30 protein-coding genes are annotated in these 23,541 nt (G+C 67.0%); 9 read left to right on the top strand and 21 right to left on the bottom strand.

From position 1 onward, the window contains the following. Window positions 1-126 precede the first annotated feature (126 nt). Entirely contained in the window at window positions 127-810 is a 684-nt protein-coding gene (locus FHU31_RS06845) for a sensor domain-containing protein (RefSeq protein ID WP_167156914.1), read from the bottom strand. A gap of 4 nt (window positions 811-814) precedes the next feature. Next, window positions 815-1,303, bottom strand: a complete 489-nt coding sequence (locus tag FHU31_RS06840) for an Rv2240c family protein (protein WP_167160723.1) — start codon at window positions 1,301-1,303, stop codon at window positions 815-817. 420 nt (window positions 1,304-1,723) lie between these two features. Here FHU31_RS06840 and FHU31_RS06835 point away from each other — a divergent pair, with 420 nt between their 5' ends. The 7 genes from FHU31_RS06835 to FHU31_RS06805 all read left to right on the top strand — a co-directional run bounded on the left by FHU31_RS06835 (window position 1,724) and on the right by FHU31_RS06805 (window position 8,566). Then, on the top strand, window positions 1,724-2,410 hold the full coding sequence (locus FHU31_RS06835) for an MspA family porin (protein ID WP_167156912.1): 687 nt from the start codon (window positions 1,724-1,726) through the stop codon (window positions 2,408-2,410). A gap of 28 nt (window positions 2,411-2,438) precedes the next feature. Then, window positions 2,439-3,101, top strand: a complete 663-nt coding sequence (locus FHU31_RS06830; protein ID WP_167156910.1) for an MspA family porin — start codon at window positions 2,439-2,441, stop codon at window positions 3,099-3,101. Between the two features lie 70 nt (window positions 3,102-3,171). Then, complete coding sequence (locus FHU31_RS06825; RefSeq protein ID WP_263988006.1) at window positions 3,172-3,798, top strand: hypothetical protein; 627 nt, start codon at window positions 3,172-3,174, stop codon at window positions 3,796-3,798. A 443-nt stretch (window positions 3,799-4,241) separates the two neighbouring features. Continuing rightward, window positions 4,242-5,615, top strand: a complete 1,374-nt coding sequence (locus FHU31_RS06820) for a hypothetical protein (RefSeq protein ID WP_167156908.1) — start codon at window positions 4,242-4,244, stop codon at window positions 5,613-5,615. A gap of 191 nt (window positions 5,616-5,806) precedes the next feature. Further along, a complete protein-coding gene (locus FHU31_RS06815) occupies window positions 5,807-6,721 on the top strand; it encodes a class I SAM-dependent methyltransferase (RefSeq protein ID WP_167156906.1) in 915 nt (304 codons plus the stop codon). Continuing rightward, window positions 6,721-7,626 (top strand): class I SAM-dependent methyltransferase, encoded by a 906-nt coding sequence (locus FHU31_RS06810; protein WP_167156904.1) that lies wholly within the window; start codon window positions 6,721-6,723, stop codon window positions 7,624-7,626. Before FHU31_RS06815 ends, FHU31_RS06810 begins: the two co-directional genes overlap by 1 nt. Window positions 7,627-7,636: 10 nt before the next feature. Next, a complete protein-coding gene (locus tag FHU31_RS06805; protein WP_167156902.1) occupies window positions 7,637-8,566 on the top strand; it encodes a class I SAM-dependent methyltransferase in 930 nt (309 codons plus the stop codon). Here the strand turns inward: FHU31_RS06805 and sppA are convergent. Next, entirely contained in the window at window positions 8,554-10,314 is a 1,761-nt protein-coding gene (sppA, locus tag FHU31_RS06800) for a signal peptide peptidase SppA (RefSeq protein WP_167156901.1), read from the bottom strand. The two genes, FHU31_RS06805 and sppA, sit on opposite strands and share 13 nt — an antisense overlap. Before the next feature lie 63 nt (window positions 10,315-10,377). Between sppA and FHU31_RS06795 the strand changes: the two genes are divergently transcribed. Together FHU31_RS06795 and FHU31_RS06790 are read left to right on the top strand one after the other, a co-directional pair. Beyond that, on the top strand, window positions 10,378-11,307 hold the full coding sequence (locus FHU31_RS06795) for an LLM class flavin-dependent oxidoreductase (protein WP_167156899.1): 930 nt from the start codon (window positions 10,378-10,380) through the stop codon (window positions 11,305-11,307). A 127-nt stretch (window positions 11,308-11,434) separates the two neighbouring features. Further along, window positions 11,435-12,049 carry a TetR/AcrR family transcriptional regulator gene (locus tag FHU31_RS06790; RefSeq protein ID WP_167156897.1) on the top strand — a complete coding sequence of 205 codons (615 nt, stop codon included), beginning with the start codon at window positions 11,435-11,437 and terminating at the stop codon, window positions 12,047-12,049. A 55-nt stretch (window positions 12,050-12,104) separates the two neighbouring features. On the opposite strand, the gene rplO is transcribed toward FHU31_RS06790, so the two are convergent. The 18 genes from rplO to FHU31_RS06700 all read right to left on the bottom strand — a co-directional run bounded on the left by rplO (window position 12,105) and on the right by FHU31_RS06700 (window position 23,397). Further along, on the bottom strand, window positions 12,105-12,548 hold the full coding sequence (rplO, locus tag FHU31_RS06785) for a 50S ribosomal protein L15 (protein WP_090359834.1): 444 nt from the start codon (window positions 12,546-12,548) through the stop codon (window positions 12,105-12,107). 5 nt (window positions 12,549-12,553) lie between these two features. Continuing rightward, window positions 12,554-12,733, bottom strand: coding sequence for a 50S ribosomal protein L30 (gene rpmD / locus FHU31_RS06780; protein ID WP_090360514.1), 180 nt, complete (start codon window positions 12,731-12,733; stop codon window positions 12,554-12,556). A gap of 2 nt (window positions 12,734-12,735) precedes the next feature. Beyond that, window positions 12,736-13,404, bottom strand: a complete 669-nt coding sequence (gene rpsE, locus FHU31_RS06775; RefSeq protein WP_090360517.1) for a 30S ribosomal protein S5 — start codon at window positions 13,402-13,404, stop codon at window positions 12,736-12,738. Window positions 13,405-13,429: 25 nt separating this feature from the next. Further along, window positions 13,430-13,837 carry a 50S ribosomal protein L18 gene (rplR, locus tag FHU31_RS06770; protein WP_090359836.1) on the bottom strand — a complete coding sequence of 136 codons (408 nt, stop codon included), beginning with the start codon at window positions 13,835-13,837 and terminating at the stop codon, window positions 13,430-13,432. Window positions 13,838-13,840: 3 nt separating this feature from the next. Next, window positions 13,841-14,380: a 50S ribosomal protein L6 gene (rplF, locus tag FHU31_RS06765; RefSeq protein ID WP_090359839.1), complete on the bottom strand. Its 540-nt coding sequence runs from the start codon at window positions 14,378-14,380 to the stop codon at window positions 13,841-13,843. A gap of 11 nt (window positions 14,381-14,391) precedes the next feature. Next, window positions 14,392-14,790 (bottom strand): 30S ribosomal protein S8, encoded by a 399-nt coding sequence (rpsH, locus tag FHU31_RS06760; RefSeq protein ID WP_090359841.1) that lies wholly within the window; start codon window positions 14,788-14,790, stop codon window positions 14,392-14,394. An 88-nt stretch (window positions 14,791-14,878) separates the two neighbouring features. Further along, window positions 14,879-15,064 carry a type Z 30S ribosomal protein S14 gene (locus FHU31_RS06755; RefSeq protein WP_083736047.1) on the bottom strand — a complete coding sequence of 62 codons (186 nt, stop codon included), beginning with the start codon at window positions 15,062-15,064 and terminating at the stop codon, window positions 14,879-14,881. A gap of 3 nt (window positions 15,065-15,067) precedes the next feature. After that, entirely contained in the window at window positions 15,068-15,640 is a 573-nt protein-coding gene (gene rplE, locus FHU31_RS06750) for a 50S ribosomal protein L5 (protein WP_090359843.1), read from the bottom strand. A 1-nt stretch (window position 15,641) separates the two neighbouring features. Then, window positions 15,642-15,959, bottom strand: coding sequence for a 50S ribosomal protein L24 (rplX, locus tag FHU31_RS06745; RefSeq protein WP_090359845.1), 318 nt, complete (start codon window positions 15,957-15,959; stop codon window positions 15,642-15,644). Continuing rightward, window positions 15,960-16,328: a 50S ribosomal protein L14 gene (gene rplN, locus FHU31_RS06740; protein ID WP_018601827.1), complete on the bottom strand. Its 369-nt coding sequence runs from the start codon at window positions 16,326-16,328 to the stop codon at window positions 15,960-15,962. 176 nt (window positions 16,329-16,504) lie between these two features. After that, complete coding sequence (locus FHU31_RS06735; RefSeq protein WP_420372080.1) at window positions 16,505-16,915, bottom strand: RidA family protein; 411 nt, start codon at window positions 16,913-16,915, stop codon at window positions 16,505-16,507. A gap of 4 nt (window positions 16,916-16,919) precedes the next feature. Further along, window positions 16,920-18,524, bottom strand: a complete 1,605-nt coding sequence (locus FHU31_RS06730) for a gamma-glutamyltransferase family protein (RefSeq protein WP_167156893.1) — start codon at window positions 18,522-18,524, stop codon at window positions 16,920-16,922. After that, window positions 18,524-18,880 carry a Rieske (2Fe-2S) protein gene (locus tag FHU31_RS06725; RefSeq protein ID WP_090359849.1) on the bottom strand — a complete coding sequence of 119 codons (357 nt, stop codon included), beginning with the start codon at window positions 18,878-18,880 and terminating at the stop codon, window positions 18,524-18,526. Before FHU31_RS06725 ends, FHU31_RS06730 begins: the two co-directional genes overlap by 1 nt. A gap of 53 nt (window positions 18,881-18,933) precedes the next feature. Continuing rightward, on the bottom strand, window positions 18,934-20,379 hold the full coding sequence (locus FHU31_RS06720) for an aldehyde dehydrogenase family protein (protein WP_167156891.1): 1,446 nt from the start codon (window positions 20,377-20,379) through the stop codon (window positions 18,934-18,936). Next, complete coding sequence (locus tag FHU31_RS06715; protein WP_167156889.1) at window positions 20,376-21,620, bottom strand: NAD(P)/FAD-dependent oxidoreductase; 1,245 nt, start codon at window positions 21,618-21,620, stop codon at window positions 20,376-20,378. The genes FHU31_RS06720 and FHU31_RS06715 overlap by 4 nt, the downstream gene beginning before the upstream one ends. Further along, the gene (locus tag FHU31_RS06710; protein WP_167156887.1) at window positions 21,617-21,967 is read right to left on the bottom strand and encodes a Rieske (2Fe-2S) protein; all 351 of its coding nucleotides are present in this window, start codon (window positions 21,965-21,967) and stop codon (window positions 21,617-21,619) included. Before FHU31_RS06710 ends, FHU31_RS06715 begins: the two co-directional genes overlap by 4 nt. 64 nt (window positions 21,968-22,031) lie before the next feature. Beyond that, window positions 22,032-22,751, bottom strand: a complete 720-nt coding sequence (locus FHU31_RS06705) for an iron-containing redox enzyme family protein (RefSeq protein ID WP_167156885.1) — start codon at window positions 22,749-22,751, stop codon at window positions 22,032-22,034. Between the two features lie 193 nt (window positions 22,752-22,944). After that, complete coding sequence (locus FHU31_RS06700) at window positions 22,945-23,397, bottom strand: GlcG/HbpS family heme-binding protein (protein WP_167156883.1); 453 nt, start codon at window positions 23,395-23,397, stop codon at window positions 22,945-22,947. Between the last annotated feature and the right edge of the window lie 144 nt (window positions 23,398-23,541).

Below are 23,541 nucleotides of genomic sequence, written 5' to 3'. Positions count from 1 at the left end.
GGTCAAGTCGTGCGACGTGCCCCGATCAGCTGCTCCCAGCCTGCACAGTCGCGCGTCAAACAGTCTACGAGAGTAACAGTCGCACGCCAGCGCCCCGCCGGGGAAACCGGCTCCCGGCACACCCCATCATCGGGGCATCTTCGATTCGATCCTGTCGGCGATATCGACCGCCGCACTGATCGGCTCCTGCTGCGCAGGCTTGCAAGCCTGGATGTCGAGGATCACGTTGGCCGCCAGTGCCAGCGCCCGCTGACACGATCTGGTCTGGCTGTCGGCGCCACGGGTGTACGGCATTGACAACAGGGTGTCGGTCTTGGCGAGGTTACCGCTCACCCACTTCGGCAGCGCCTGTCCGTTGACCCTGATGTTGATCGTGTGATTGGTGCACTTGGACCACCGGTCCGCCGAATCGTCGAAGAATGCCCGCGCGGCATCGGCCGTCCGGTAGGTCACCGCCGACTGCACCACCAGGCTGTCCCACTGATCCGTATTGGGTGTCCGGAGCATTTGCTGGCGCAGCGTCTTGTAGTGGCTCGGGTCGTAAATGGGGGCTTCGTTCACCTGCCACACCCCGAGGCAGTTCAGGTTCGACAACAGGTTGCGATGGTCACCCATCACATCCACCGGGTTCTGCGGCGTCATGCCGGTGACGCCCATGGCGGTGTCGACATCCTTGGCGCTGAGCAGCAGTCCGGGTAGCGCCGAGTCCGGCACCGATTTGGGCGGTTTTGCGGAGTCCGAGGCTGCCCCGTCCGAGCAGCCGGCCAACGCGAGGCTGAGCGCGAGCGCCCCGATAGCAAGGATCCTCACCGGGTCAGGCGTGCGTCCCGGCCGCAGCGCAGGCTTCCTGTACGCGGGTCGCCTGATTGTTCATCTCGGTGGCGGTGCCGTTCAAGCTGTCACCGGGAATGCGCAGTCCCATCTTGACCAGCAGCTTGGTGGCGCCGAGCGACCACGTGCGCATCGGGTCGGAGATATCCGGTGGCAGGCCCGGGGTGTTCGCCGCGTCCATCGAGATTCCGGCGGCCTCGCGCAACGCGGTCCGCCCGGTCGAGTTGCTGCTCGCCACCGCCGGATCGCTGTAGCCGGAGCCTTCCAGGGAGTCGGCGAAGTCTCCGTAGTACTGCGCGGAACCGTCGAGCACCTGAGCGAACTGTGCGCACGCGGCGACCGCGGCCGGGTTGGCCCCCTCCGATGTGATGGCACCGACCTGTACCTGCGCAGCCTGCACCGGTGCCGGCGCCGGCGCCGGATCGGCGTCGAGGTCATCGGCGTACGCCGGCGCGGCGCTCGCGAAACCCATACCGAGTGCGATAAGCGACACGACTCCGGCTTTGCGGGCCTTCTCGTTCAGCCGAGGTGACTTCAAGGCGCTTCCTCCAAACAATGTCGGTCTCGCGCGGTCCGGTTGGAGATCGGCGCCGAGACTGCAATGCGCATCACGGTCCATTCATCAGGTGTCCAAACAATGAACGAACCACCAACGGCTGGTTTCCGGCTGCCGTCCATTCGTTTGCATCGCTCTGTGGAACTCATTGGGCCCGAATGTGATTCTGGAAAGAAGCCCAGCTCGAAGACGCGCACTAGACGGGAACAGGGCGTGAATAATTTCCCCTCCGTTCACCGTCTAGAAACCCCGCCATTAGAGGCTCCGACGCGACGTATCCGTTACATAACCGTTCGACCTTCGGTATTCCGAATATGAGAGGGCGATATCACCACCATGTACAAACATCTTGCCGCTCTGGCTGCCTGCGTGCTGGTGCCGGTTGCGCCTCTCGCACAGGCCGACCCGCCACCGCCCCCCGCCAACCCCGATTCAGCCATCACCCCGCTCGATCCCACCAATCCCCTTCCGCCCGAAGGTGACGTTCCCTCTGCGGCACCGGGCGTCCTGAACACTCCGGACGGCTGGCACCTCGAGGTGGTCGGCAGCAACGAGACCCAGCTGCCCGTGGCTCCGCTGACCACCGCCGTGTCCTCGCGCGAATACCTGGTCGCCGGCACCTTCACCGGCAAGATCACCGGTGGCGGCAAGACCAAGCTGACCGGCGGGTCGCTTGAGGCCGGCGAGCAGATCGGTTGCGGCATCGTCTCCGATGAAATGGAGATCAACCCCGGCGCCAGCTTCAGCCCCGGCATCAAGATTCCGTTAACCAACGACGTCAGCGCCGGTTTCGGTGTCTCCCTCCAGGGCAAGGTCTACCTGAAGCCCGGCACAGTGACGACGGTTGCCATCGACAAGAAGAAGTTCAAGGGCACCACGACTCGCGTGACCATCACCGGCGTCCGGATCAAGACCGACCAGTGCGCGGGCCAGTCGTTCATCCGCTCGTACGCGACGCTGACCAGCTCGACCGACAACACCGACGACGTCGTCACCTACCTCGGCGTCACCAAGGCCGTCTGACCACATGCGCACCGGAACGGAAGAAAAAATGTTGAAGCGTATTGCCACAGTTGCCGCTTGCATGGCGCTGCCGCTTGCGACGGCGCCGATCGCCCTGGCCGATCCGCCGGTCGATGACGCCGGACCGCCGCCGGACAACGGTGTGGTCGCCTCTGCAGAACCCGGCATCGTCACCACCCCGGACGGCTGGGTGCTCACCGTGGTGGCCAAGGATGAGACGCAGCTGCCGGTCGCGCCGCTGACCACCGCCGTCTCCTCGCGCGAGTACCTGGTCGGCGGAACCTTCACCGGTACCGTCACGGGCAAGGGCAAGACCACCCTCAAGGGCGGAACGCTGGAAGCCGGCTACCAGATCGGTTGCGGTATCGAGCTGGGCCAGGTCCGTCTCATCGGCTCGGTGGGTGTCAGCACCTCCGGTTCGTCGCTGGCCGGTGGGCTGATCCCGAACGCTGTGTCGTTCCCGATCTCGGGCACCATCGAGATCCACGCGAAGCCCGGCACCGTCTCCAACGTCGCCGTCGACAAGAAGGAATACAAGGCGGCACCGGTCCGGGTCACCCTGAAGGACACCCATATCAAGGTCGACGGTTGCGTCGGTCAGTCCTTCCTGCGTTCCTACGCCACACTGACCAGTTCGACCGAGGACACCGATGACGTCGTCGCCTACTACGGCGTGACCAAGTCTGTCTGACGTCGGCATGGCTTCCACACCAGATCGCTACGCCCGCAATCGTTCTACGGTGGCGGCGGCAGCTGGTTTAGTGGCTCTGGCAGCGGCGGTCGCCTTCCCGGCGACCGCCGTTGCGGACCCGCTGCCACCGGATCCGCTGCCTGTTCCCGGCGACCCCGCGCCGCCTCCGCCTGCACCGAATGCGCCGGTGATAGGCGCACCGCTCGGGCCGGCGGGTTGGAATATATTGGCACAGAACGGATCTCAGGCCGCCCCAGGGGCACTCGGGGCTCCGCAGGATATTTCCGGGCTCGACCGCAACACCGTTCTCGGTCAGCTCCCGGCGCCGTCAGCTCCCGGCGCGGGTCCCGGCGCAGTACCCAACCTCAACCCGTTCAACAACGCCTATGGGTTGCCGCAGTGCGATGTCCCGTCGGCTCCCGGCAAGTGTGAACAGTTCGACGTTGCACCTGGCGAAGAGCATGCCGATGTGAGCCGCCGGGAGTGGCTGGGCCGGTACATCGACCTCTACCGCGACGGCAGGCTACGGGGCGGATTGCTCGGCCAGCTTCCGCAGCAACAGCTCGGAGAACCGTTGCCGGGCACCGCACCCCCGCCCGGCACCAACATTCCGTCCGGCCTCGGCCAGTACCTGCCCGACCCGCCGGCACCCGCGGACGGCGCTCCCCCAGCCCCCGCGCCAGCACCGCAGGGCTGACCACAACACACACATATAGTCACGAAAGAGGCCGTATCCCAACGGGTTTAACCTGCGGGATGCGGCCTCTTGCCGTCGACACGAGAATCCTCCACAGCGGAGAGCCACGGCATCCGTGTCGAAATGTACTGATTTACAGATAAATTCACCCTTGGCAAAGCTCGCGCGATCGCAACCCTCGGCTCGCACCCCAGGCTCCACTCCACCGAAACGGGCATGCTCGATACGCGGGGAAGGTCTCGCGCGTGGCGCGAAATACGGCTTACTCAGCGAGATTTCGGTGAATTCTAGGAGAACTCACGCTGGGAGATTGTCCTCAGCCGCAGGTAGAAGACCTGCGGTTTCAATACCAGGTGATTTAAAGACCTTGCTGGGTAGTGGATTAGCAATTCCTAAGGTAATTTCTGTCTGTCAAACTCACCCAGACCCAGGGAGTTTCCGCTGTGAACCGTAAGTCCGCTTCACTGACGGCCGGTGTGTGCTCACTCTGCATCACCGCATCGTTGGTTACCGCTCCGCCGCACGCCGCAGCGGCCGCCACTGCGCCCGCCGTTCAGCACCGCACCGTTTCCACGCTCGAACAGCCCTATGAGCTGACGGCGTCGATCGACCAGTTGCTCGCCGTGGCCGGCCTGCCGCTGAACAACTTGAACACGACGATCAACACGGTCGGTCAGCTGCTGGTGTTCGTCAAGGGCCTCAACCTGGCGATGGGCCACCTTTACACGGGCGCTTGGGGTTCCGTCCCGGCAGACCTCCTGCAGGCGTGGACCGATGAGCAGAAAGCGATCCAGAACGTCATCGCGCTGCCCGCCAAGCTGATCGCCTACGACCTCGCCGTCATCGGCGGTGCGTTCGGCGCCACGGCGACTGCCGCCACCGCGGCGAAGTCCGGCACCGCTGTCGCCACTGCGAGTGCGGGGAGCACCGTTACCGGCATCGCCACACTTCTTTCGCTGCCGCTGCAGAACTTCAACACGGCCGTGAACACCGTGGGTCAGCTGCTGGTGTTCATCAAGGGCCTCAACTCGGCGATGGGCCACCTTTACACCGGCGACTGGGCGGCGATCCCGACCGATCTGGCGAAGGCCTTCACCGACGAGGTGACGGCCATCAAGAACGTCTTCGCCCTGCCGGGCAAGCTCATCGCCTACGACTTGGGCGTCATCAGAGGTGTGGTCGGCGCCACGGCGACCGTGGCCGCCGCAACGCCCGTCGCGAGTTCGCGCGTCCAGACGCTGGCCCTGACCGCCGCTCCCTCCACTGAGGGCAGCACGGGCAAGACCGCCGAGGAAGCGTCGAAGTCCGGCACGGAGACCAAGGACGGCACCGGCGCGACCGAGGTCAAGGACACCACCGAGACCAAGGACACCACCACCGAGGTGAAGGATCCCACCGAGGTGAAGGATCCCACCGAGGTCAAGGACACCACGACCGAGGTGAAGACCCCCACCGACGAGAAGACCTCGACGGAGACCAAGGACACCACCGGTAGCGGTACCACCACCGCCGGCTCGGAGTCCGGGACGTCCACCGATACGACCGGCGACAAGACCGGTGACGCGGCCGGGGCCAAGGACGCCACCGACGGCAAGGGTTCCACCACCGGCAAGCAGGGCACGGGCAAGAAGGGCTCGACCTACGGCAAGCACGCTCGCCAGGACGACGGCACCGACTCCACTGCCTCGGCGTCCACCGGTACGACCAAGACGTCCACCGGCGGCGGCCGGCACCGCAAGACCGAGGGTGCAAGCTCCGAAGGTTCGTCCTCTTCGGCGTCTTCCTCCTCGGCAGGCGGCTCCAGCGCTGCGGCGTAACTGACGCATCACGCACGTATCGACGAGGCCCCCGGCAGCACTGCCGGGGGCCTCGCTTGTGTCGGCCGGCCCGTTTGGTGACGGCGTTTCGTGACGGCGTTTCGTGACGGCAAGGAAGCAAACAGATTCAAGGCGTACAGTCGGAAGCGTTCATTACATCAGCTAAGTAAAACGGCGAGAGGGGCCTTGTGATGGCACGCGTAGACGGCGATACCTGGGATCTGGCATCCAGCGTCGGCGCCACCGCGACCATGGTGGCGGCCGCCCGGGCAATGGCCTCGGCCGCCCCCAATCCGGTGATCGACGATCAGTTCGCGGCCCCACTGGTACGGGCGGTCGGCGTCGACTTCTTCACCAAGCTCGCCGACGGTGAACTCGGTGAATCGGATCTGGGTGACGATCCCCGGATGAACATCGCGCGGTTCGCCAACGGTATGGCTGCACGGACCCGGTTCTTCGACGACTTCTTCACCGCCGCCGGGAACACGGGTGTGCGCCAGGCCGTGATCCTGGCCTCGGGTCTCGATGCCCGTGCCTACCGGCTGGACTGGCCGGCAGGCACGGTGGTCTACGAGATCGACCAGCCCGAGGTCATCGAGTTCAAGACGCAGACACTGAGCGATCTGGGTGCGCAGCCCACCGCGGATCGCCGGACGGTGGCCGTCGACCTGCGCGACGACTGGGTGTCCGCGCTACGGGGCGCGGGGTTCGACCCGGCCGCGCCGACCGCCTGGATCGCCGAGGGCCTGTTCGGTTACCTGCCCTCGGAGGCGCAGGACCGGCTGCTCGACCTGATCACCGCGAACAGCGCCCCTGGCAGCCGACTGGCCGCCGAGGCGGTTCCGGGCACCGGCGACGTCGACCCCGAGGTGCTCAAGGAGCGCATGCAGTCGGTCACCGACAAATGGGCCGAGCACGGGTTCGACCTGGACTTCAGCGAGCTCGTCTATCTGGGCGACCGCACCGACGCCGGCACCCACCTCGACGACCTGGGTTGGCAGACTTCCGGCGTGCCCACCAACGAGCTGCTGGCCCGCTACGGCCTGCCCACGCTCGACGAGGACGCACAGTTCGGGTCGCCCATCTACATCACCGCGGTGAAGTGATGGCGCGGTCCGAGACGGACAGCTGGGACCTGGCCTCCAGCGTGGGCGCGACCGCCACCATGGTGGCCGCGGCCCGCGCGCTGGCCACCGCCGAACCCGACGCGATCATCGACGACCCGTATGCCGCGGACCTGGTGCGCGCGGTCGGTGTGGATTTCTTCACCCGGCTGGTCAATGGCGATATCGAGATCCCCGACGATGAGGCCGCCGCCGGCGGTATCCGGCTCATCACCGACACCATGGCCGTGCGGACCCGGTTCTTCGATGACTTCTTCATCGCTGCCGGGGACGCCGGCGTACGCCAGGCAGTCATCCTGGCCTCCGGCCTGGACACCCGGCCGTACCGCCTGCACTGGCCTGCGGGCACCGTGGTCTACGAGATCGACCAGCCAGACGTCCTCGCCTTCAAGACCCAGTCCATGGATGCCCTTGGCGCGAGGCCGTCAGCGCAGCGCAGGACCGTCGCGATCGACCTGCGCGAGGATTGGCCTTCGGCTTTGACGGCAGCCGGATTCGATCCGGCTGCACCGTCCGCCTGGAGCGCCGAGGGCCTGCTGATGTACCTGCCGCCCGACGCGCAGGACCGGCTCTTCGACGAGATCACCGCCTTGTCTGTGTCGGGTGGCCGGCTCGCCACCGAGTATCACGGCGGCGACTTCGGCCAGTCGCTCGGCGAACGCGCCAAGGAGATGGTCGGGCAGTGGGGCGCGCAAGGATTCGACATCGATCTGTCCGAGCTGTTCTACAAGGGTGAGCGCAACGACGTCGTGGACTATCTGTCCGCCCGGGGCTGGCAGGTGCACAGCCGCAGCCGCCGAGACGTGTTCGCCGACTACGGCCGGCAGTTCCCCGAACTGGCCAACCCGCTGCAGCACTCGGTATCCATCACTGCCATTCGGGACTGAAGGAATTTTCATGGCAACCCACAGCACTGCGCGCTCCGACGGCGACTCCTGGGATGTCGCCTCCAGCGTCGGCGCCACCGCCACCCTGGTGGCCGCCGGCCGCGCCATCGCCAGTACCGAACCGCACGGCTTGATCGACGATCCCTACGCAGCGCCGCTGGTACGCGCGGTCGGCATCGACTTCTTCACGAAGATGATCGACGGCGAGCTCGATCTGACGGACATCTCGCCGGAGGCTGCCAAGCGCGCTCGCGCCAATATCGACGAGATGGCCGTCCGGACAAAGTTCTTCGACGAGTATCTGATGGCCGCCACGGAGACGGGCATCCGGCAGGTCGTCATCCTGGCATCCGGACTCGACTCGCGCGCCTACCGCTTGGCCTGGCCCGCCGGGACGGTCGTCTACGAGATCGACCAGCCGGAGGTGATCGAGTTCAAGACCAGCACACTGGCCGACATCGGCGCCGCGCCGACCACCGAGCGCCGCACGGTGTCGATCGACCTGCGCGAGGATTGGTCCACCGCGCTGCGCAACGCCGGCTTCGATGCCGCCGCCCCGTCCGCCTGGCTGGCCGAGGGATTGCTGATCTACCTACCTCCGGAGGCCCAGGACCGCCTGCTCGACGTCATCGACCAACTCAGCGCCCCCGGAAGCACCGTGGCCACCGAGTTCGTTCCGGGACTGCGCGACTTCGACCCGGAGGCGGTGCGTGACGAGGCCGTGAGCCTGAAGGCGCTCGGACTGGACCTGGATATGTCGTCGCTGGTCTATCCCGGCGAAAGGCACTCTGCCGCCGACTATCTGGGCGCCAGGGGCTGGGAGATGACCGGTGTGCCACGGGCCGAACTCTTTGCGCGCTACGGGTTGCCGCTACCCGAGGTGGTTGCGGACAACCCGATGGCCGAGATCGTCTACATCAGCGGCACTCAGAAGCGATAGTCCCCCAGCCACAGTGCCGTCACACCGCTGACGGCACTGTGCGCCTGATCCAGCGCCCCGACGACCGAACGGCCCAGCAGCGCGCCGAGTGCCTGCGGCAGGGAGGCGGCCACGGGCTGCGATGACGCCTTGGGCCGCAACATGTCCAGAAGCGACGAGCCCGGGCAGCTCACCAAGCGGGCGGCGGCGTCGGGCGCCACGCCGGCGAGCACCTTGGCCCGGGTGATCGCGGTGCGCAGACCGCCGAGTTCGTCGACCAGACCACGCTCCTTCGCGTCCGCCCCGGTCCACACCCGGCCTCGGGCCACCGCGTCGACATCCTCGACCGACAGCTTGCGGCCGTCGGCGACCCGCTGCACGAAGTCGGTGTAGAAGAGATCGGCCTCGGCTTCCACGTGGGCGTGCTGTTCCGCGGTGAACGGCGCATTGACCGACCAAGCGTCGGCATTGGCGTTGGTGCGCACCGAATCGGTACCCACCCCGAGACGGTCCTTGAGCTCACGGGCCACCAACTTGCCGGTGACCACACCGATCGAACCGGTGATCGTGCCGGCGTTGGCGACGATCTCGTCGGCGGCCATCGACACGTAGTAGCCGCCGGAAGCGGCGACGGCACCCATGGACGCCACCACGGGCTTGCCGGCGGCCCTGGCCCGGACCACCTCCCGCCAAATGGTCTCCGAACCCGTCACCGAGCCACCGGGGCTGTCCACCCGCAAGACGATCGCCGATACGTCGTCATCGGCGACGGCCTCGCGCAGGGCGGCGGCGATGGTGTCCCCGCCCGCGCTGGAATTGCCGATCGGCAGCACCTGCGGTCCGCCGCGCCCACTGACGATCGGTCCGTGCAGCGTGACCACCGCGATGGTCGGTTTGTTGTTCAGACCGGGGATGTTCGGTATCGGTTTGGCGGCGGTGGCCCGCGCGTATCGAGACAGGAACAGCCGAGGTGGCGCGTCCTCACCGTCGGCAACCGCTGCGCCGCCGCTGAGTTCGGCGATCCGCGCGTAGGCCTCGTCGCGGAAACCGATGCGGTCGATCAGCCCGCCGGTCACCGCGTCATCGCGCAGCAGCGGGGCCTTGTCGGCCAGCGCATCCACCGCGGCGCCGTCGAGGTGCCGCGATGCCGCGACCGCGGTACGCACCTGCGCGTGCAGGCTCTCGATCATCGCGCTGTCCGCTTCCCGATGCGCGTCGGTGTAGCTGTCCTGCGTGAAAAGGTTTGCCGCCGACTTGTATTCGCCACGGGCCACGAACTGGGCCTCGATCCCCACCTTGTCCAGGGCATCGCGCAGGAACATCGCATTGGTCGCGAAACCGACCAGCCCGACCGTGCCCGACGGCTGCATCCACACCTCGCGGAACGCCGAGGCCAGGTAGTAGGACAACGTGCCGGGATACGTTTCGGCCCAAGCCAGTGTCGGCTTCAGCTCGCCGAAGGCGACGATGGCCTCGCGCAGTTCCTGCACCGAGCCCGGCGCTGCCGCGGGGATCTGTACCCGGGCGATCAGACCGGCCACCCGATCGTCCTTCGCGGCACGGTCGATGGCGGCGACGGCCTGACGCAGGGTGATCGGCTTGCCGCCGGCCGAGATCAGCGCCATCGGATCGAATCCGGTGGTCTCCGGCGGCATCGCCTGCAGGTCCAGTTCCAGCACACACCCGTCGGGCACGCCGTTGTGCCGGGCCGTGTCCACCTTGCGGACGATGGCGCGCAGTTCTGTGGTGCCTGGGAGAAATCCGAACATCACCCGAGCGTACCGATCGCCGGGAGACGGGCAGCGGCGCTCGATCGGCCGTACCGTGTGGCCGTGAGCTTCTCCTTCTCCCTGCCCCAGTTCGTGGACACCGCGTTCGACACCACCGGCGTCAAGGAGTATCTGGCCCGGGCCGAGGAGCTCGGGTTCGACGGCGGCTGGACGCTCGAGCAGACGGTCGGCCCCGCACCGCTGATCGCCCCTCTGGAACTGCTCTCCTATGCGGCGGCGTGCACGACACGGTTGCGGCTCGGGGTGGCGGTCTTGGTCACGTCGTTGCACGACCCGCTGCAGCTGGCATCGGCGGTCACCGCCGTCGACCGGCTCAGCCACGGCCGGCTCGATCTCGGAGTCGCCCCAGGCGGCGGCGGACGTCAGTTCTCGGCGTTCGGCGTCGACGGGTCGTCGTTCATCTCCAGCTTCACCGAAGGACTGGAATTGATGAAGGCGGCATGGTCGGACGAACCCCGGCTGACTTTCCACGGGCGGTTCCGCGATGTCGCCGACCTACAGATCGTGCCCAAGCCGGTGCAGCGCCCCCATCCGCCGATCTGGTTCGGCGGCAACGCACCTGCCGCGCTCGCCAGGGCGGTCCGGCACGGAGACGCGTTTCTGGGGGCGGGATCGTCCACCACCGTCGCCTTCGCGACCGCAGTGCACGCGCTGCGCCGCGAACTCGACGAACAAGCCAGGGACGCGGCCCGGTTCACCATCGGCAAGCGGGTCTACCTGATCGTCGACGACGACAGATCCCGCGCGTGGGATCGGACCGTGGCCGGGTTGGACCGGATCTACGGCCGTGGCGCGGGGCTCGAGGGCGTCGCGGTGGTAGGCACACCCTCCGACGTGGTGCGTGGACTGGCCGAGGTGGCCGCCGCGGGAGCACAGACCATCCTGCTGAACCCCCTGGGCGCGACAGTCGCCGAGGATCGTGAGCAGATGGAACGCCTTGCGGCCGAAGTAATCCCGCAGCTGCCTGAATGAAGGACGAGGTGCCCGCAGACGACCGGGGGTATTGGCCTGCCCGACCCCTCGCCCCCAGGCAGGCCAATACGAACGTATTGTTGCACGATACATTCGTACTTGCCACGTCGGGCTATACGGTGGGTCGGTGACTCGCTGGCCGCCGGATTCCACCCGCGATCCGGCCGCTTCGAATGCCGACAAGATCCGCAACGCCGCGCTCGTCAACTTCGCCGCGCGCGGTGTCGGGGCGACCTCGTTGCGCGAGGTCGCGTGCGCGGCAGGGGTGTCCATCGGACTGGTCCAGCACCATTTCGGGACCAAGGCCGGGCTGGTCGACGCGGTCGACCGGTACGTCGTCGAAGTGATCCAGACAACGCTCGCGTCCGGGCCGGGACCCACCACGCTCGAGGCCTTCGGGCAGAAGGTCACCGCACTGTTGGTACAGCACCCCACTGTCGTCGACTATCTGGCCCGGTCACTCGTGGAGGTCACACCGGTCGGGTCCGCGATCTTCGACACCTTGATCGAACAGGGCCTGACCCGGTGGGAGCGGCGGGCTGATGAGGGCCTCGCCCGCGACGATCTGGACCACACCTGGGCGGCGCTCAATCCGGTGCTGTTGTTCTTCGGCACGGTGCTGCTGCGGCCGCATATCGAGCGGCACCTACCGGCCCCGTTCACCTCACCCGCCCAGCTGGAGAGGTGGGGTGTCGCCGTCAACGACATGATGCGCAGGGGCCAGATGCGCCCCGAGGATTAGCGTGCCCATGCAAACGGCCCCCGCCTGAGGCGGGGGCCGTTTGTGAAGAGAACTACTACAGCTCGGTCGCCGAGCCGCCGGCAGCAGTGATCGCCTCGCGGGCGCTGCCACTGAACTTGTGCGCGGTGACATCGACCTTGGCCGACAGCTTGCCGTCGCCGAGGACCTTCACCAGCACGTTCTTACGCACCAGGCCCTTGGCCACCAGCTCGTCGACACCAACGGTGCCGCCGTCCGGGAACGCCTTGCCCAGCTCGCCGATGTTGACGACGCCGTACTCGGTGCGGAAGCGGTTACGGAAACCCTTCAGCTTGGGCAGACGCATGTGGATCGGCATCTGGCCACCCTCGAACGTCGAGGGGACGTTCTTACGGGCCTTGGTGCCCTTGGTGCCGCGGCCCGCGGTCTTACCCTTGGAACCTTCACCACGGCCGACGCGCGTCTTGGCGGTCTTCTCGCCCGGCGCCGGCTTCAGGTCGTGCAGTTTGATGACGCTCATGATTCCTAGACCTCCTCAACCGTGATGAGGTGATGGACGGCCTTGATCAGGCCGCGGGTCTGCGCGTTGTCCTCACGAACGACCGACTGACGGATCTTCCGCAGTCCGAGGGTCCGCAGGCTTTCGCGCTGCTTCCAGCGTGCGCCGATGGTTCCGCGCACCTGGGTGATCTTCAGTTCAGCCATGATCACGCATTTCCTTCACGCGCGGCTGCAGCAGCCAGCGCCTCGCTCTCGCGACGGGCCCGCAGCATTCCGGCCGGCGCGACATCCTCGATGGACAGGCCACGACGGGCCGCCACCTCTTCGGGGCGCTGAATCATCTTCAGCGCCGCCACGGTGGCATGCACCACGTTGATCGCGTTGTCGCTACCCAGCGACTTCGCCAGAACGTCGTGCACGCCGGCACATTCGAGCACCGCGCGGCAAGCACCGCCGGCGATGACACCGGTACCCGGGCTGGCCGGTCGCAGCATCACGACACCGGCCGCGGCCTCACCCTGAACCGGGTGGACGATGGTGGCACCGATCAGCGGCACGCGGAAGAAGTTCTTACGCGCTTCCTCGACACCCTTGGCGATGGCGGCCGGAACTTCCTTGGCCTTGCCGTAGCCGACGCCGACCATGCCGTTGCCGTCACCGACGATGACCAGAGCGGTGAAGCTGAAGCGCCGACCACCCTTGACCACCTTGGAGACGCGGTTGATGGTGACAACGCGCTCGATGTAGTTGCTCTTCTCGCCGCGGTCGTCACCGCGGCCACGACCGCCGCGGTCGTCGCGACGGCCACGGCCGTCACGGTCGCCACGACCGCCGCGATTGTCCTGCGCCGAACCGGCGCCAGCCTGCTCGGCCATCATGCAGTCCTCTCGTTAACAGTCATCAGAATTTCAGCCCGCCTTCGCGCGCGGCATCGGCAAGCGCCGCGATGCGACCGGCGTAGGTGTACCCACCGCGGTCGAACACGACGGCCTCGATACCGGCGGCCTTGGCGCGCTCGGCGATCAGCTGACCGACGCGGGTGCTGACGGCCTTCTTGTCGCCCTCGACGGCACGCACGTCGGCCTCGATCGACGACGCGGCGGCCAGCGTGGTGCCGGTCAGGTCATCGATGAGCTGCACGTGGATGTGCCGCGCCGAGCGGTTCACCATGAGCCGCGGCGTGGTAGCGGTGCCTTCGACCTTCTTGCGCAGCCGGGCGTGGCGGCGCAGGCGCGCGTTGCGCCGGGTCTCGGAGATGTTCTGCCCCACCGGCTTACGGGTGGCGGCTTCAGTCTTCGTGGTAGCCATGGGTTACTTACCTGTCTTTCCGACCTTGCGGCGGATCTGCTCACCCTCGTAACGCACGCCCTTGCCCTTGTACGGGTCGGGACGGCGCAGGCGACGGATGACAGCGGAGATCTGGCCGACCTTCTGCTTGTCGATGCCGGAGACCGAGAATTTGGTGGGCGTCTCCACCGCAAAGGTGATGCCTTCCGGCGCCTCGATGAGCACTGGGTGGCTGTAGCCGAGCGCGAACTCCAGGTTGGCGCCCTTGAGCGCGACGCGGTAGCCCACGCCGAAGATCTCCAACTTGGTGGTGTAGCCCTCGGTCACACCGGTGACCAGGTTGGCGACCAGCGTGCGCGACAGCCCGTGCAGCGAGCGGTTGCGCCGCTCGTCGTTGGGGCGGGTCACGACGATGGCACCATCGTCATTGCGGGACACCACGATCGGCTCCGCGATGTCGAGGGTCAGGGTGCCCTTGGGCCCCTTGACCGACACGTTCTGGCCCTCGATGGCCACGTCGACTCCGGCGGGAACCGGAACCGGCTGTTTTCCAATACGCGACATGTTCTCTTCCCCTACCAGACGTAAGCGAGGACTTCGCCGCCCACGCCTTGTCGAGATGCCTGGCGATCGGTGAGCAGACCCGAGGACGTGGAGATGATCGCCACGCCCAGGCCGCCGAGCACCCGAGGCAGATTGGTGGACTTCGCGTAGACCCGCAGGCCGGGCTTGCTCACCCGACGCAGGCCGGCGATGCTGCGCTCACGGCTGGGGCCGTACTTGAGCTGCACGACCAGGGCCTTGCCGACGCGGGCATCCTCGGTGCGGAAATCGGAGATGTAGCCCTCACTCTTGAGGATCTCGGCGATATTGGCCTTGATCTTCGAGTGAGGCAGCGTCACCTCGTCGTGGTACGCCGAATTGGCGTTACGCAGACGCGTCAAGAAGTCTGCGATGGGATCGGTCATCGTCATGACAGCCGGTTCACCTTCCTCGCGGCGGTTCCCATCGGGTCATCCGACACCGTGGGCCTTCCGTGTTTTGAAATCGAATGAATGCTGGTTACCAGCTGGACTTCTGCACACCGGGCAGTTCGCCCGCATGTGCCATCTCGCGCAAGCAGATTCGGCACAAGCCGAACTTGCGGTACACCGCGTGCGGACGGCCGCAGCGGTTGCACCGGGTGTAGCCACGCACCGCGAACTTCGGCTTCTTGTTGGCCTTGTTGACCAGAGCCTTCTTTGCCATTGCTCAGTTCTCCTTGAACGGGAAGCCGAGGGCCCGCAGCAGCACTCGTCCTTCATCGTCGTTGGTCGCCGTGGTGACCACGGTGATGTCCATGCCACGGGGGCGGTCGATGGAGTCCACGTCGATCTCGTGGAACACCGACTGCTCGGCGAGCCCGAAGGTGTAGTTGCCGTTGCCGTCGAACTGCTTGGGGCTCAGGCCACGGAAGTCGCGGATACGGGGCAGCGCGATCGACACGAGACGGTCGAGGAACTCCCACATCCGGTCGCCGCGCAGCGTGACGCGGGCGCCGATGGGCATGCCCTCGCGCAGCTTGAACTGTGCGATCGACTTGCGGGCCTTGCGGATCTCCGGCTTCTGGCCGGTGATCAGGGCGAGGTCGTTGACCGCGCCGTTGATCAGCTTGGCGTCTCGGGCGGCGTCACCGACACCCATGTTCACGACGACCTTCACCACGCCCGGGATCTGCATCACGTTGGCGTAGTTGAACTCTTTGTTGAGCGCGTCCTTGATTTCCTCGCGGTAGCGCTGCTTCAGCCGCGGCTGCACCTTGGCGGTGTTTTCTACGGTGGTCATGTCAGATGTCCTTGCCATTGCGCTTGGAGACGCGGATCTTCTTGCCGGACTCCTCGTCGACGCGGTAGCCGATGCGGGTCGGGTTGCCGTCGGAGTCGACGACCATCACGTTGGAGACGTGGATTGCCGCCTCCTGCGTGACGATGCCGCCCGAGGACGCGCCACGCTCGTTCTGCGACTGAGCGGTGTGCTTCTTGATCCGGTTGACACCCTCGACGAGAACCTTGTCGCGGGTCGGGTAGGCCTCGAGGACCTTGCCCTTGGCGCCCTTGTCCTTACCGGAGATGACGAGCACGGTGTCGCCCTTGTGCACCTTCATTTACAACACCTCCGGGGCAAGCGAAACGATCTTCATGAACTTCTTCTCACGCAGCTCACGACCGACCGGCCCGAAGATGCGGGTGCCACGGGGGTCGTTGTCGTTCTTGATGATGACGGCGGCGTTCTCGTCGAACTTGATGTAGCTGCCGTCGGCGCGGCGACGCTCCTTGACGGTGCGCACCACGACGGCCTTGACGACGTCACCACGTTTGACGTTGCCGCCGGGGATGGCGTCCTTGACGGTCGCCACGATGATGTCGCCGATACCGGCATAGCGCCGCGACGAGCCACCGAGCACGCGGATGCACAAGATCTCCTTGGCACCCGTGTTGTCGGCGACCTTCAGCCGCGATTCCTGCTGAATCACTCGATCTCCTGACCTGGGTTGTGTGCACGCCAGATACCGACCTGGTCATGCGCGGTCTTGTTTCCGCAGGGCACGCAGGGTCATAGGAATATGACCGAGGTCTGCCCGCGGCAACCCCTAGAGTCTAGGGGACGCGCTGCTCAGCGCCAAATCCCAGCTCAGCCGGGGCTGCGCCGTCACACCACGGCGGCGGTCAGTTCCACCTCGACGGGCGCTCCGGACGGCAGAGACGCGACGCCGACAGCGCTGCGCGCCGGCAGTGCACCGACACCCAGTTCCGCGGCCAGCACGGCTGACGCGCCGTCAGCAACCGCGCTGAGCTGGGTGAATGTCGACGCGCAGGCGATGAAGACGGTCATCTTCAGACAACGTATCCCGGCGCGCTCGGGCAGCACCGAGCGTACGGCGGCCAGTGCATTGCCCGCTGCGTGCCCGGCCGCGGCACGCGCATCCTCGGGAGAGACGGTGTCACCGACGATGCCGGTGTAGAGCAGCGCACCGTCCCGTCGTGGCGTCATACCCGCGGTGTGGATGACACCGTCGTGCAGGACCGCGGGTACATAGTCGCCCTGTGGCAGCGGCGCCACGCGCTCAGTCGACACCGAGCGCCACGCCTTCCTGGCGGGGATCGGCGGCTCCGCTGAGCACACCACGGTCGTCCACCGAGATCAGTTGCGCGCTGCCGCCCGCTCCCCACCGCGGCTGGACGACCACGCGATGTCCCAGCGCGCTCAATTGGTCGCGCACCCCGGCCGGCACGCCGGGTTCCAGACGCAGCTCCTCGGGAGCACCGATGACGTCGGCGTCCGAGCCGGGAAACACCGTGAACCGTGGGGCGGCCACCGCCTCCGCGGGATTGCGCCCGTGGTCCAGCACGTGGGAGATCAGCTGCATGTTCCATTGCACCTGACCGTCGCCGCCCGGGGTGTTGCCGACGTGTGCGAGGGCGCCCTCATCGTCGGTGACGATCCAGGCGTTGAGCGTGTGGAGCGGTTTTCGGCGCGGTTTCACCTCGTTGGGATGTCCTGATATCAGGTAGGCGCCCCGGCCCAGCCGGTTGTTGAGCACCACGCCGGTGCCGGGCACGGTGAGTTTCGCTCCGAAGGTGAACGCCAGCGAGTGGATGAAGCTCACCGCGCGCCCGTCGGCGTCGACCGCCACCGTCGAGGTGGTGTCCCCCGCCGCGACCGCGATACGGCCACGCACTTCGGTGCGGCCGTCGAGATCGCGGCGTTGCACGTCCAGGCGTTCCGCGTTGAGGATGTAATCGACGCCGTTGCGACGGTTATCGCTGCCGCACAACGCAAATCGGTCGGCGAAGGACAGTCGGGCGGCGCGGGCCAGCCGGTCGATCGCGGCCGCGGACAGCCACTCCGTCGCACCGAGCACCCCGTCGCACAGTGCTGCCTGCTGCAGCACCATCCACCCGGGTGTCGGCAGTGGGGTCTGGTGCAGCACCATACCGGCGTAGCGTCCGGTGAGGGCAGGCTCGGGCGTCACCCGCGCCCCCGCGGTCCATTCGTCGCCGCTGAACGGCGCACCACCGGCTTGGAGCGCGGCCACGGCCCGCTCTGCGAACTCGCCGGTGTAGAAGCTGCCGGGGTTGTGCGCCAGCGTTCGGATGGTTGCCGCCAGTGCCGGCTGCGGGAGGCGGCGGCCGGCGGCCACCGGAACACCTTGCGGCGCATAGATCTCCGAGAGGCCGGGGTCTGCCGCGACCGCCTGGGCAGCCGAGCGGACATCGCCGGCGGCGCGCTCCGAGCAGGGCAGCCCGTTCTCAGCGATGCGGGCCGCGGGTTCCCACAGTTCCGGCAGCGACCGCGTGGCGCCGCCGCCGTGGAGTGCCCGCAGCGCGGCGGGTGCGCCGGGCACGGCGACGGCCAGCGGGCCATCCATCGGTATCGCGCTGAGGCCGAGCGCCGCATAGAAATCCGCGGTTCCGCCGTCGGGGCCGAAGCCGGATCCGTTGACGGTCCACACCCGCCCGTCGGGTTCCCGCACCACGGCGAAGGCGTCGCCGCCGATACCGCACTGGCCGGGCAGGGTCAGCCAGGTCAATCCGGCCATCGCCAGCGTGGCGTCGATGGCGTTACCGCCGTCGGCCAGCACCCGGGCACCGGCCAGACTGGCGGCCGGGTGGCTGCTGCTGACCATGCCGCCCACCGACAGCGCCGGCGGGCGTGGCGCCGTGCTCATCAGGCGCCCCGGCGGGCCCGGCGGGTCGGGCCGGCAGGCATCTCGCCCGGCTCCACGCCGACGAAGATCTCACCGTCCCGTTCCTCGCACGGAAAGGTCTTGATGGGCTCGGTGGCCGGCGGGCTGATCGGCTCACCGGTCTCCAGATCGAAGGCGCTGCCGTGGCAGGAGCAGCCGATACCGTCATCGCGCAGCTTGCCGGAGGACAGCAGGCAGTCCAGGTGTGTGCAGTAGTTCGAGGTGGCGTATGCCTTGCCGTTGAGCCGTGCCACCGCGAACTCGTGATCGCCGGAATAGAACCGCCGCACGATTCCCTCGGGCACCTGCCCGGATCGTGCTACCCGAACGAAATCCATTGTTGTTCTCCGTCTTTCTGTGGTCTCAGGCTGTGGTCTCAGGGCGCTGCGCGTCAGGTGTTGAGGTAGACGGTCTTCTCGGCGAGATAGAACTCCATCATCGAAGCCCCGGCCTGCTCCTTGAACGTCGCGGTGGACGAGGCCTTGTAGCCGCCGAACGGTGCGTTCATCGCCATCCCGGTGGTCGGCTGGTTGATCTTGACCAGACCGGTCCGCGACGCACGCACGAACCGCTGCGCGGTGACCAGGTCCGAGGTGACGATCGCCGCGGACAGCCCGAACTCGGTCGCGTTGGCCAGCTCGATCGCCTCGTTCAGTGACCCCGCCCGCTGGAAGGCCAACAGCGGGCCGAACACCTCTTCGGTGACGATGCGCATCGTGGGCTCGGTATCGGTGAACACGGCGGGCCGCACGAAATGGCCACCTGGACTGGCCGCCACATCCACGGTGGTGCCCCCACACCGCAGCCGTGCACCTTCGGCCACCCCGACCGCCACATAGTGCGCGAACTTGTCGAGTTGTTGCGCGCTCGCCAGTGCGCCCATGTCCACACCGTCAACCGCGCCCGGGCCGACCACCAGGGCGTTGGTGCGCCGGACGACGCGCTCGACCAGTTCGTCGTGCACCGCATCGGTGGCGATCACCCGGCTGGTGCCGGTGCAGGCCTGACCGGACAACCCGAAGGCGCCCTTGACGATCAGCGCCGCCGCGCGGTCCAGGTCGGCATCGTCGGCGACGAGCACCGGATTCTTGCCACCCATCTCCAGCTGAACCCGCCGGTGCGGTCCGACCCGGCCGTGGATGGCGCGGCCGACTTCCGTGGAACCGGTGAACGTGACCGCCGCGATGCGTTCGTCGGCGGCCACCGCGGCCCCGGCCACCCCGTCGCCCTGGACGAGCGCGATCACCGAGGGCGGCAGCCCGCCGGCCAGCAGTGCCTCGACGAGGCGTTGCCCCATGAGTGGAGTGAGCTCGGAAGGCTTGAACAGCACCGGGTTTCCGACCGCCAGTGCCGGTCCGAGCTTGCGCGAGGGAATGTTGAGCGGGAAGTTCCAGGGTGTGATCGCACCGACGACCCCGACCGGTTCGCGCAGCGTGTACACCAGGGTGTCACCGGCCGCGGGCAGCGTCACTCCCCCGCTGCGGGTCGCCTCGGCGGCGTAGAACCGCAGATTCGCCGGTGTGCGGCCGACCTCCATAGTCGCTTCGGCGAGAGTCTTGCCCTCCTCCCGGACCAGCTCGGCGATCAGTTCAGGGCCGCGCCTCTCCAACTCTGCCGCAGCCGATTCCAGGATCGCCGCGCGTCGCTCGGGTGGGGTGGCGGCCCACTCCGGCGCGGCCTTCGCCAACCCATCGACGGCGTTGGCGACATCGGCGGGCCCCGAGGCGGGGAAGGTTCCGATGAGATCGGTCGGGTCGGCCGGATTGGTCCGGGTGAAGGTGTTTCCGGACTGAGCGGGCACCCAGGCGCCGCCGATGAAGTTGAGTCCTGAGGTCATTGCTGTACCTGCGATTCTTCGTCGATGTCTGCGTAGGCGAGGTCCCACAGATCGGTGCTCTCGTCGCGCAGGGCAGCCACCTCGACCTCGCGGCCCAGCAGCTCCCGCGCGGCCATGATGTCCTCTCCACGGTCGACGGCGAAGGCGCCCCGCACGGTGGCGCCTTCGAGGTAGAAGCCGGTGAAGTCCCGTGCACCGATATCACCGCGGATCACCGGATCTCCGGTTGCCGCACCGATGAATTGGAGGTTGTGCCCGTGCTGGTCCGACCAGAACCACGGCGCGTCATCCGAGGGCATGTCGCGACCGAGTATCGCGTTCGACACCGCGACACCCTGTCTGCTGGCATTGTCGAAATGTTCCAGACGAACGTGGCGGCCCGCCCGCTCGGAGTACCGGCGTGCCACATCGCCGGCCGCGAAGATGCCCGGGATGCTGGTGCGGCCCGACGCGTCCACCACGATACCGTCGTCGACACCCAACCCGGACGCCTCGGCGACGGTCGTGTTCGGCGTGATGCCGATACCTATCACGACGGCGTCGGCCTCGAAAGGTTCTGCCGCACCGGCGATGTCGATGAGCACGCCGTCGGCGGTGGTCCAGATGCCGGCCAACCGCACCCCTGTGCGCAGGTCCACGCCGTGGTCGCGGTGCAGCCGGCAGACGGCCTCGCCCATGGCGGATCCGAGGATGCGGGCCAGCGGCACCGGTACCGACTCGAACACGGTGACCGACACACCCGCGGCGGCCGCAGTGGCCGCGATCTCCAGGCCGATGAAGCCCGCGCCGATGATGGCCAGCCGCCGCCCCGGCACCAGCACCGGGGCCAGCCGCAGGGCGTCGTCGAGCGTGCGCAGGTAGTGCACGAGATCGGGTCGCGGGCCGGGCACGGTCAGCGTTCTCGGAGTTCCTCCGGTGGCGAAAAGCACTGCGTCGGCTTCGATATCGGCCCCGCTGTCCACCGCAACGGTCCGTGACGCCGGCTCCACCCGCAGCACACTCGTTCCGGTGAGGATCTCCACGTCGTTGTCGGCGATCCAGCTGGGGCGCAGAATCCAGAGGGCGGCCTCGGTGTCGGTGCCTGCCAGGAACTCCTTGGACAGCGGCGGGCGCTGATAGGGCGCGTGTGGTTCGTCACCGATGAGCATGATGCGGCCGTCGAACCCCTGCCTGCGCAGGTTGCGGGCGGCGACGGCGGCTGCTTGTCCGGCGCCGACGGTGACGATGGTGCGCGGTGTCATATCCGCGCCTCCTCTTCGGTTCGGGCCGGCACGCGGCTTTCCGGCGCGAGGTTGACGTAGACGGTGCCGTCGTCATCGACGCGCACCGGGTAGGTGGGCTGACAGAGGCCCTGGTCGGCTTCGTAGCCGGTCTCCAGGTCGAACTGCCACTGATGGCCCGGGCAGATCACCTTGCCGTGCAGCAGTGTGCCCTTGAATAGCGAACGATCCTGGTGCACACAGAGATCGGCGAAGGCATACACCTTGCCCTCAGTCTGGAACAGGGCGACGGCGATACCACCGACCTCGACCCGCAGCTTGCGGCGTCTGCCCAGTTCGCGCGCGGTGGCGACCGCGGTCCACTCCATGATTCTCCTGTCCGATTTCGGCGCGCCCACGCTCGCGCAGCGGACGTGGGCGCGCCGAAATCACTCAGACCGCGACCGGCTCCAGCTCGGGTGCGACGTAGGTGTCATACAGACCCTTGGTGTAGGAGAACCGCATCTCGGCTCCCCACCGCACCATCTGCAGGCAACGCTGCTGCAGCTGCGGGGTGTCGGCGTGGTCCAGCACGATCTGGTAGCCGCGTTCGCCGTGCACCACGTCGGAGGTGATGTGCAGATCGAAGAACTCGATCTCGTCCTCGGTGAACTTGTAGACCTCGCGCAGCGGCACGATCTGCTTGGTGTAGATGCTGGGCACCTGAGATTCCAGCCCCACCACCAGCGCAGCCGTCGCCACCACGAAGTGCTCACGCTGCGACACCGCGTAGCACCAGGACTGCAGGCCGCGGGTGATGGCGTTCATGTTGTTGGGGTCCTCGATGCGTTGCTTGGTGGTGCCGCACGCCTCGCCGAACTTGATCAGCAGGTCGGTGTGCCGGATATCGGCGAGTTCCTCTTCGTACATGTTCTGCAACGTGAAGTCTTTGGCGCCGGTGAACTCGTCGGGGGTGTTGGCGTAGATGTTGGCCAGGTAATCGGCGAACGGTCCGACGTAGTGGAAGTGGTTCTCGGCCCAGCGGGCGAAATGATGGCGCTCCAGCCGACCCTCGGCCCACGCCTTGGAGAACGATGCGTTCTTGGCCTCGCGACCCTTGATCGCGTTCTCGAGTTCTGCGCGGAACTCCTCACGGCCCAATAGTTCGGTCATGGAATCGATCCCTTCGATCAGTTGATTTCGCGAAATCATCGGCAGAATAAGATGTTTCGCAATGGATGCGGCTGCGAGACGATGCGACGGTGCGAAGTCTGCTCTGCACCAACGACGTTAGCCAGCAGGCCGGCGTTGCGACATGGACAACTTCACCCCGCAGGAGCGACGTCACGAGTCATCGTGCACACCCTCAACGGCTGACGACGGCCGCGGTCAGCGCCTCGAACTCGGCCAGGATCGCCGCGCCGACCGCCTTGTCCTGTGCGCCGTTACCACCGCTGATCCCGACGCCACCGATGATCTGGCCGTTGAAGACGAGCGGAAATCCGCCCACGAAGACCGCGAACTTGCCCGGCAGCATGTGGCTGATACCGAAGGCCTCGTTACCCGGCAGTGCCGGGCCGTCGGGCGCCTCGTTGAACAGGTGAGTGGCCCGCTCGTGGCCCGCCGCGGTGAACGCCTTGGCGATGGAGATGTCCACGCCGGTCAACCGGGCCCCTGGAAGGCGAAGCAGGGCAAGGACATTGCCGCCGTCATCGCAGATGCACAGCGTCTGCTTGACCCCGATCTCTTCTGCCTTGGCCCGGCCGGCGGCGAGCAGGGGCAGGGCGTCGTCGAGGGTGATCCGGTAGATCTGGTGCATATCTGCTGACCTCCTGAAGTTTGTCGGTGATGACCGATTCGGGCTGTTCGCCTGGTGCATGTCTACCGGCGCAAGCGGGCGCCCGCCTTGGTCACAATGTCCGCTTTGTCGGCCGCATCATGGTCAAACTGCACATAGTCTGTG

The sequence above is a fragment of the Mycolicibacterium fluoranthenivorans genome (assembly GCF_011758805.1).
Taxonomy (GTDB): Bacteria; Actinomycetota; Actinomycetes; order Mycobacteriales; family Mycobacteriaceae; genus Mycobacterium; species Mycobacterium fluoranthenivorans.
This window is presented reverse-complemented; position numbering and strand designations above follow the sequence as displayed.

Bases quoted from the DNA above. Each gene is read 5' to 3' on its own strand.
- FHU31_RS06840 (WP_167160723.1), bottom strand. From the start codon at position 1,303: ATGGGTTTCGCGAGCGCCGCGCCGGCGTACGCCGATGACCTCGACGCC.
- FHU31_RS06835 (WP_167156912.1), top strand. From the start codon at position 1,724: ATGTACAAACATCTTGCCGCTCTGGCTGCCTGCGTGCTGGTGCCGGTT.
- FHU31_RS06830 (WP_167156910.1), top strand. From the start codon at position 2,439: ATGTTGAAGCGTATTGCCACAGTTGCCGCTTGCATGGCGCTGCCGCTT.
- FHU31_RS06815 (WP_167156906.1), top strand. From the start codon at position 5,807: ATGGCACGCGTAGACGGCGATACCTGGGATCTGGCATCCAGCGTCGGC.
- FHU31_RS06810 (WP_167156904.1), top strand. From the start codon at position 6,721: ATGGCGCGGTCCGAGACGGACAGCTGGGACCTGGCCTCCAGCGTGGGC.
- FHU31_RS06805 (WP_167156902.1), top strand. From the start codon at position 7,637: ATGGCAACCCACAGCACTGCGCGCTCCGACGGCGACTCCTGGGATGTC.
- sppA (WP_167156901.1), bottom strand. From the start codon at position 10,314: ATGTTCGGATTTCTCCCAGGCACCACAGAACTGCGCGCCATCGTCCGC.
- rplO (WP_090359834.1), bottom strand. From the start codon at position 12,548: ATGAGCGTCATCAAACTGCACGACCTGAAGCCGGCGCCGGGCGAGAAG.
- rpmD (WP_090360514.1), bottom strand. From the start codon at position 12,733: ATGGCTGAACTGAAGATCACCCAGGTGCGCGGAACCATCGGCGCACGC.
- rpsE (WP_090360517.1), bottom strand. From the start codon at position 13,404: ATGGCCGAGCAGGCTGGCGCCGGTTCGGCGCAGGACAATCGCGGCGGT.
- rplR (WP_090359836.1), bottom strand. From the start codon at position 13,837: ATGGCTACCACGAAGACTGAAGCCGCCACCCGTAAGCCGGTGGGGCAG.
- rplF (WP_090359839.1), bottom strand. From the start codon at position 14,380: ATGTCGCGTATTGGAAAACAGCCGGTTCCGGTTCCCGCCGGAGTCGAC.
- rpsH (WP_090359841.1), bottom strand. From the start codon at position 14,790: ATGACGATGACCGATCCCATCGCAGACTTCTTGACGCGTCTGCGTAAC.
- FHU31_RS06755 (WP_083736047.1), bottom strand. From the start codon at position 15,064: ATGGCAAAGAAGGCTCTGGTCAACAAGGCCAACAAGAAGCCGAAGTTC.
- rplE (WP_090359843.1), bottom strand. From the start codon at position 15,640: ATGACCACCGTAGAAAACACCGCCAAGGTGCAGCCGCGGCTGAAGCAG.
- rplX (WP_090359845.1), bottom strand. From the start codon at position 15,959: ATGAAGGTGCACAAGGGCGACACCGTGCTCGTCATCTCCGGTAAGGAC.
- FHU31_RS06730 (WP_167156893.1), bottom strand. From the start codon at position 18,524: ATGAGCACGGCGCCACGCCCGCCGGCGCTGTCGGTGGGCGGCATGGTC.
- FHU31_RS06725 (WP_090359849.1), bottom strand. From the start codon at position 18,880: ATGGATTTCGTTCGGGTAGCACGATCCGGGCAGGTGCCCGAGGGAATC.
- FHU31_RS06720 (WP_167156891.1), bottom strand. From the start codon at position 20,379: ATGACCTCAGGACTCAACTTCATCGGCGGCGCCTGGGTGCCCGCTCAG.
- FHU31_RS06715 (WP_167156889.1), bottom strand. From the start codon at position 21,620: ATGACACCGCGCACCATCGTCACCGTCGGCGCCGGACAAGCAGCCGCC.
- FHU31_RS06710 (WP_167156887.1), bottom strand. From the start codon at position 21,967: ATGGAGTGGACCGCGGTCGCCACCGCGCGCGAACTGGGCAGACGCCGC.
- FHU31_RS06705 (WP_167156885.1), bottom strand. From the start codon at position 22,751: ATGACCGAACTATTGGGCCGTGAGGAGTTCCGCGCAGAACTCGAGAAC.
- FHU31_RS06700 (WP_167156883.1), bottom strand. From the start codon at position 23,397: ATGCACCAGATCTACCGGATCACCCTCGACGACGCCCTGCCCCTGCTC.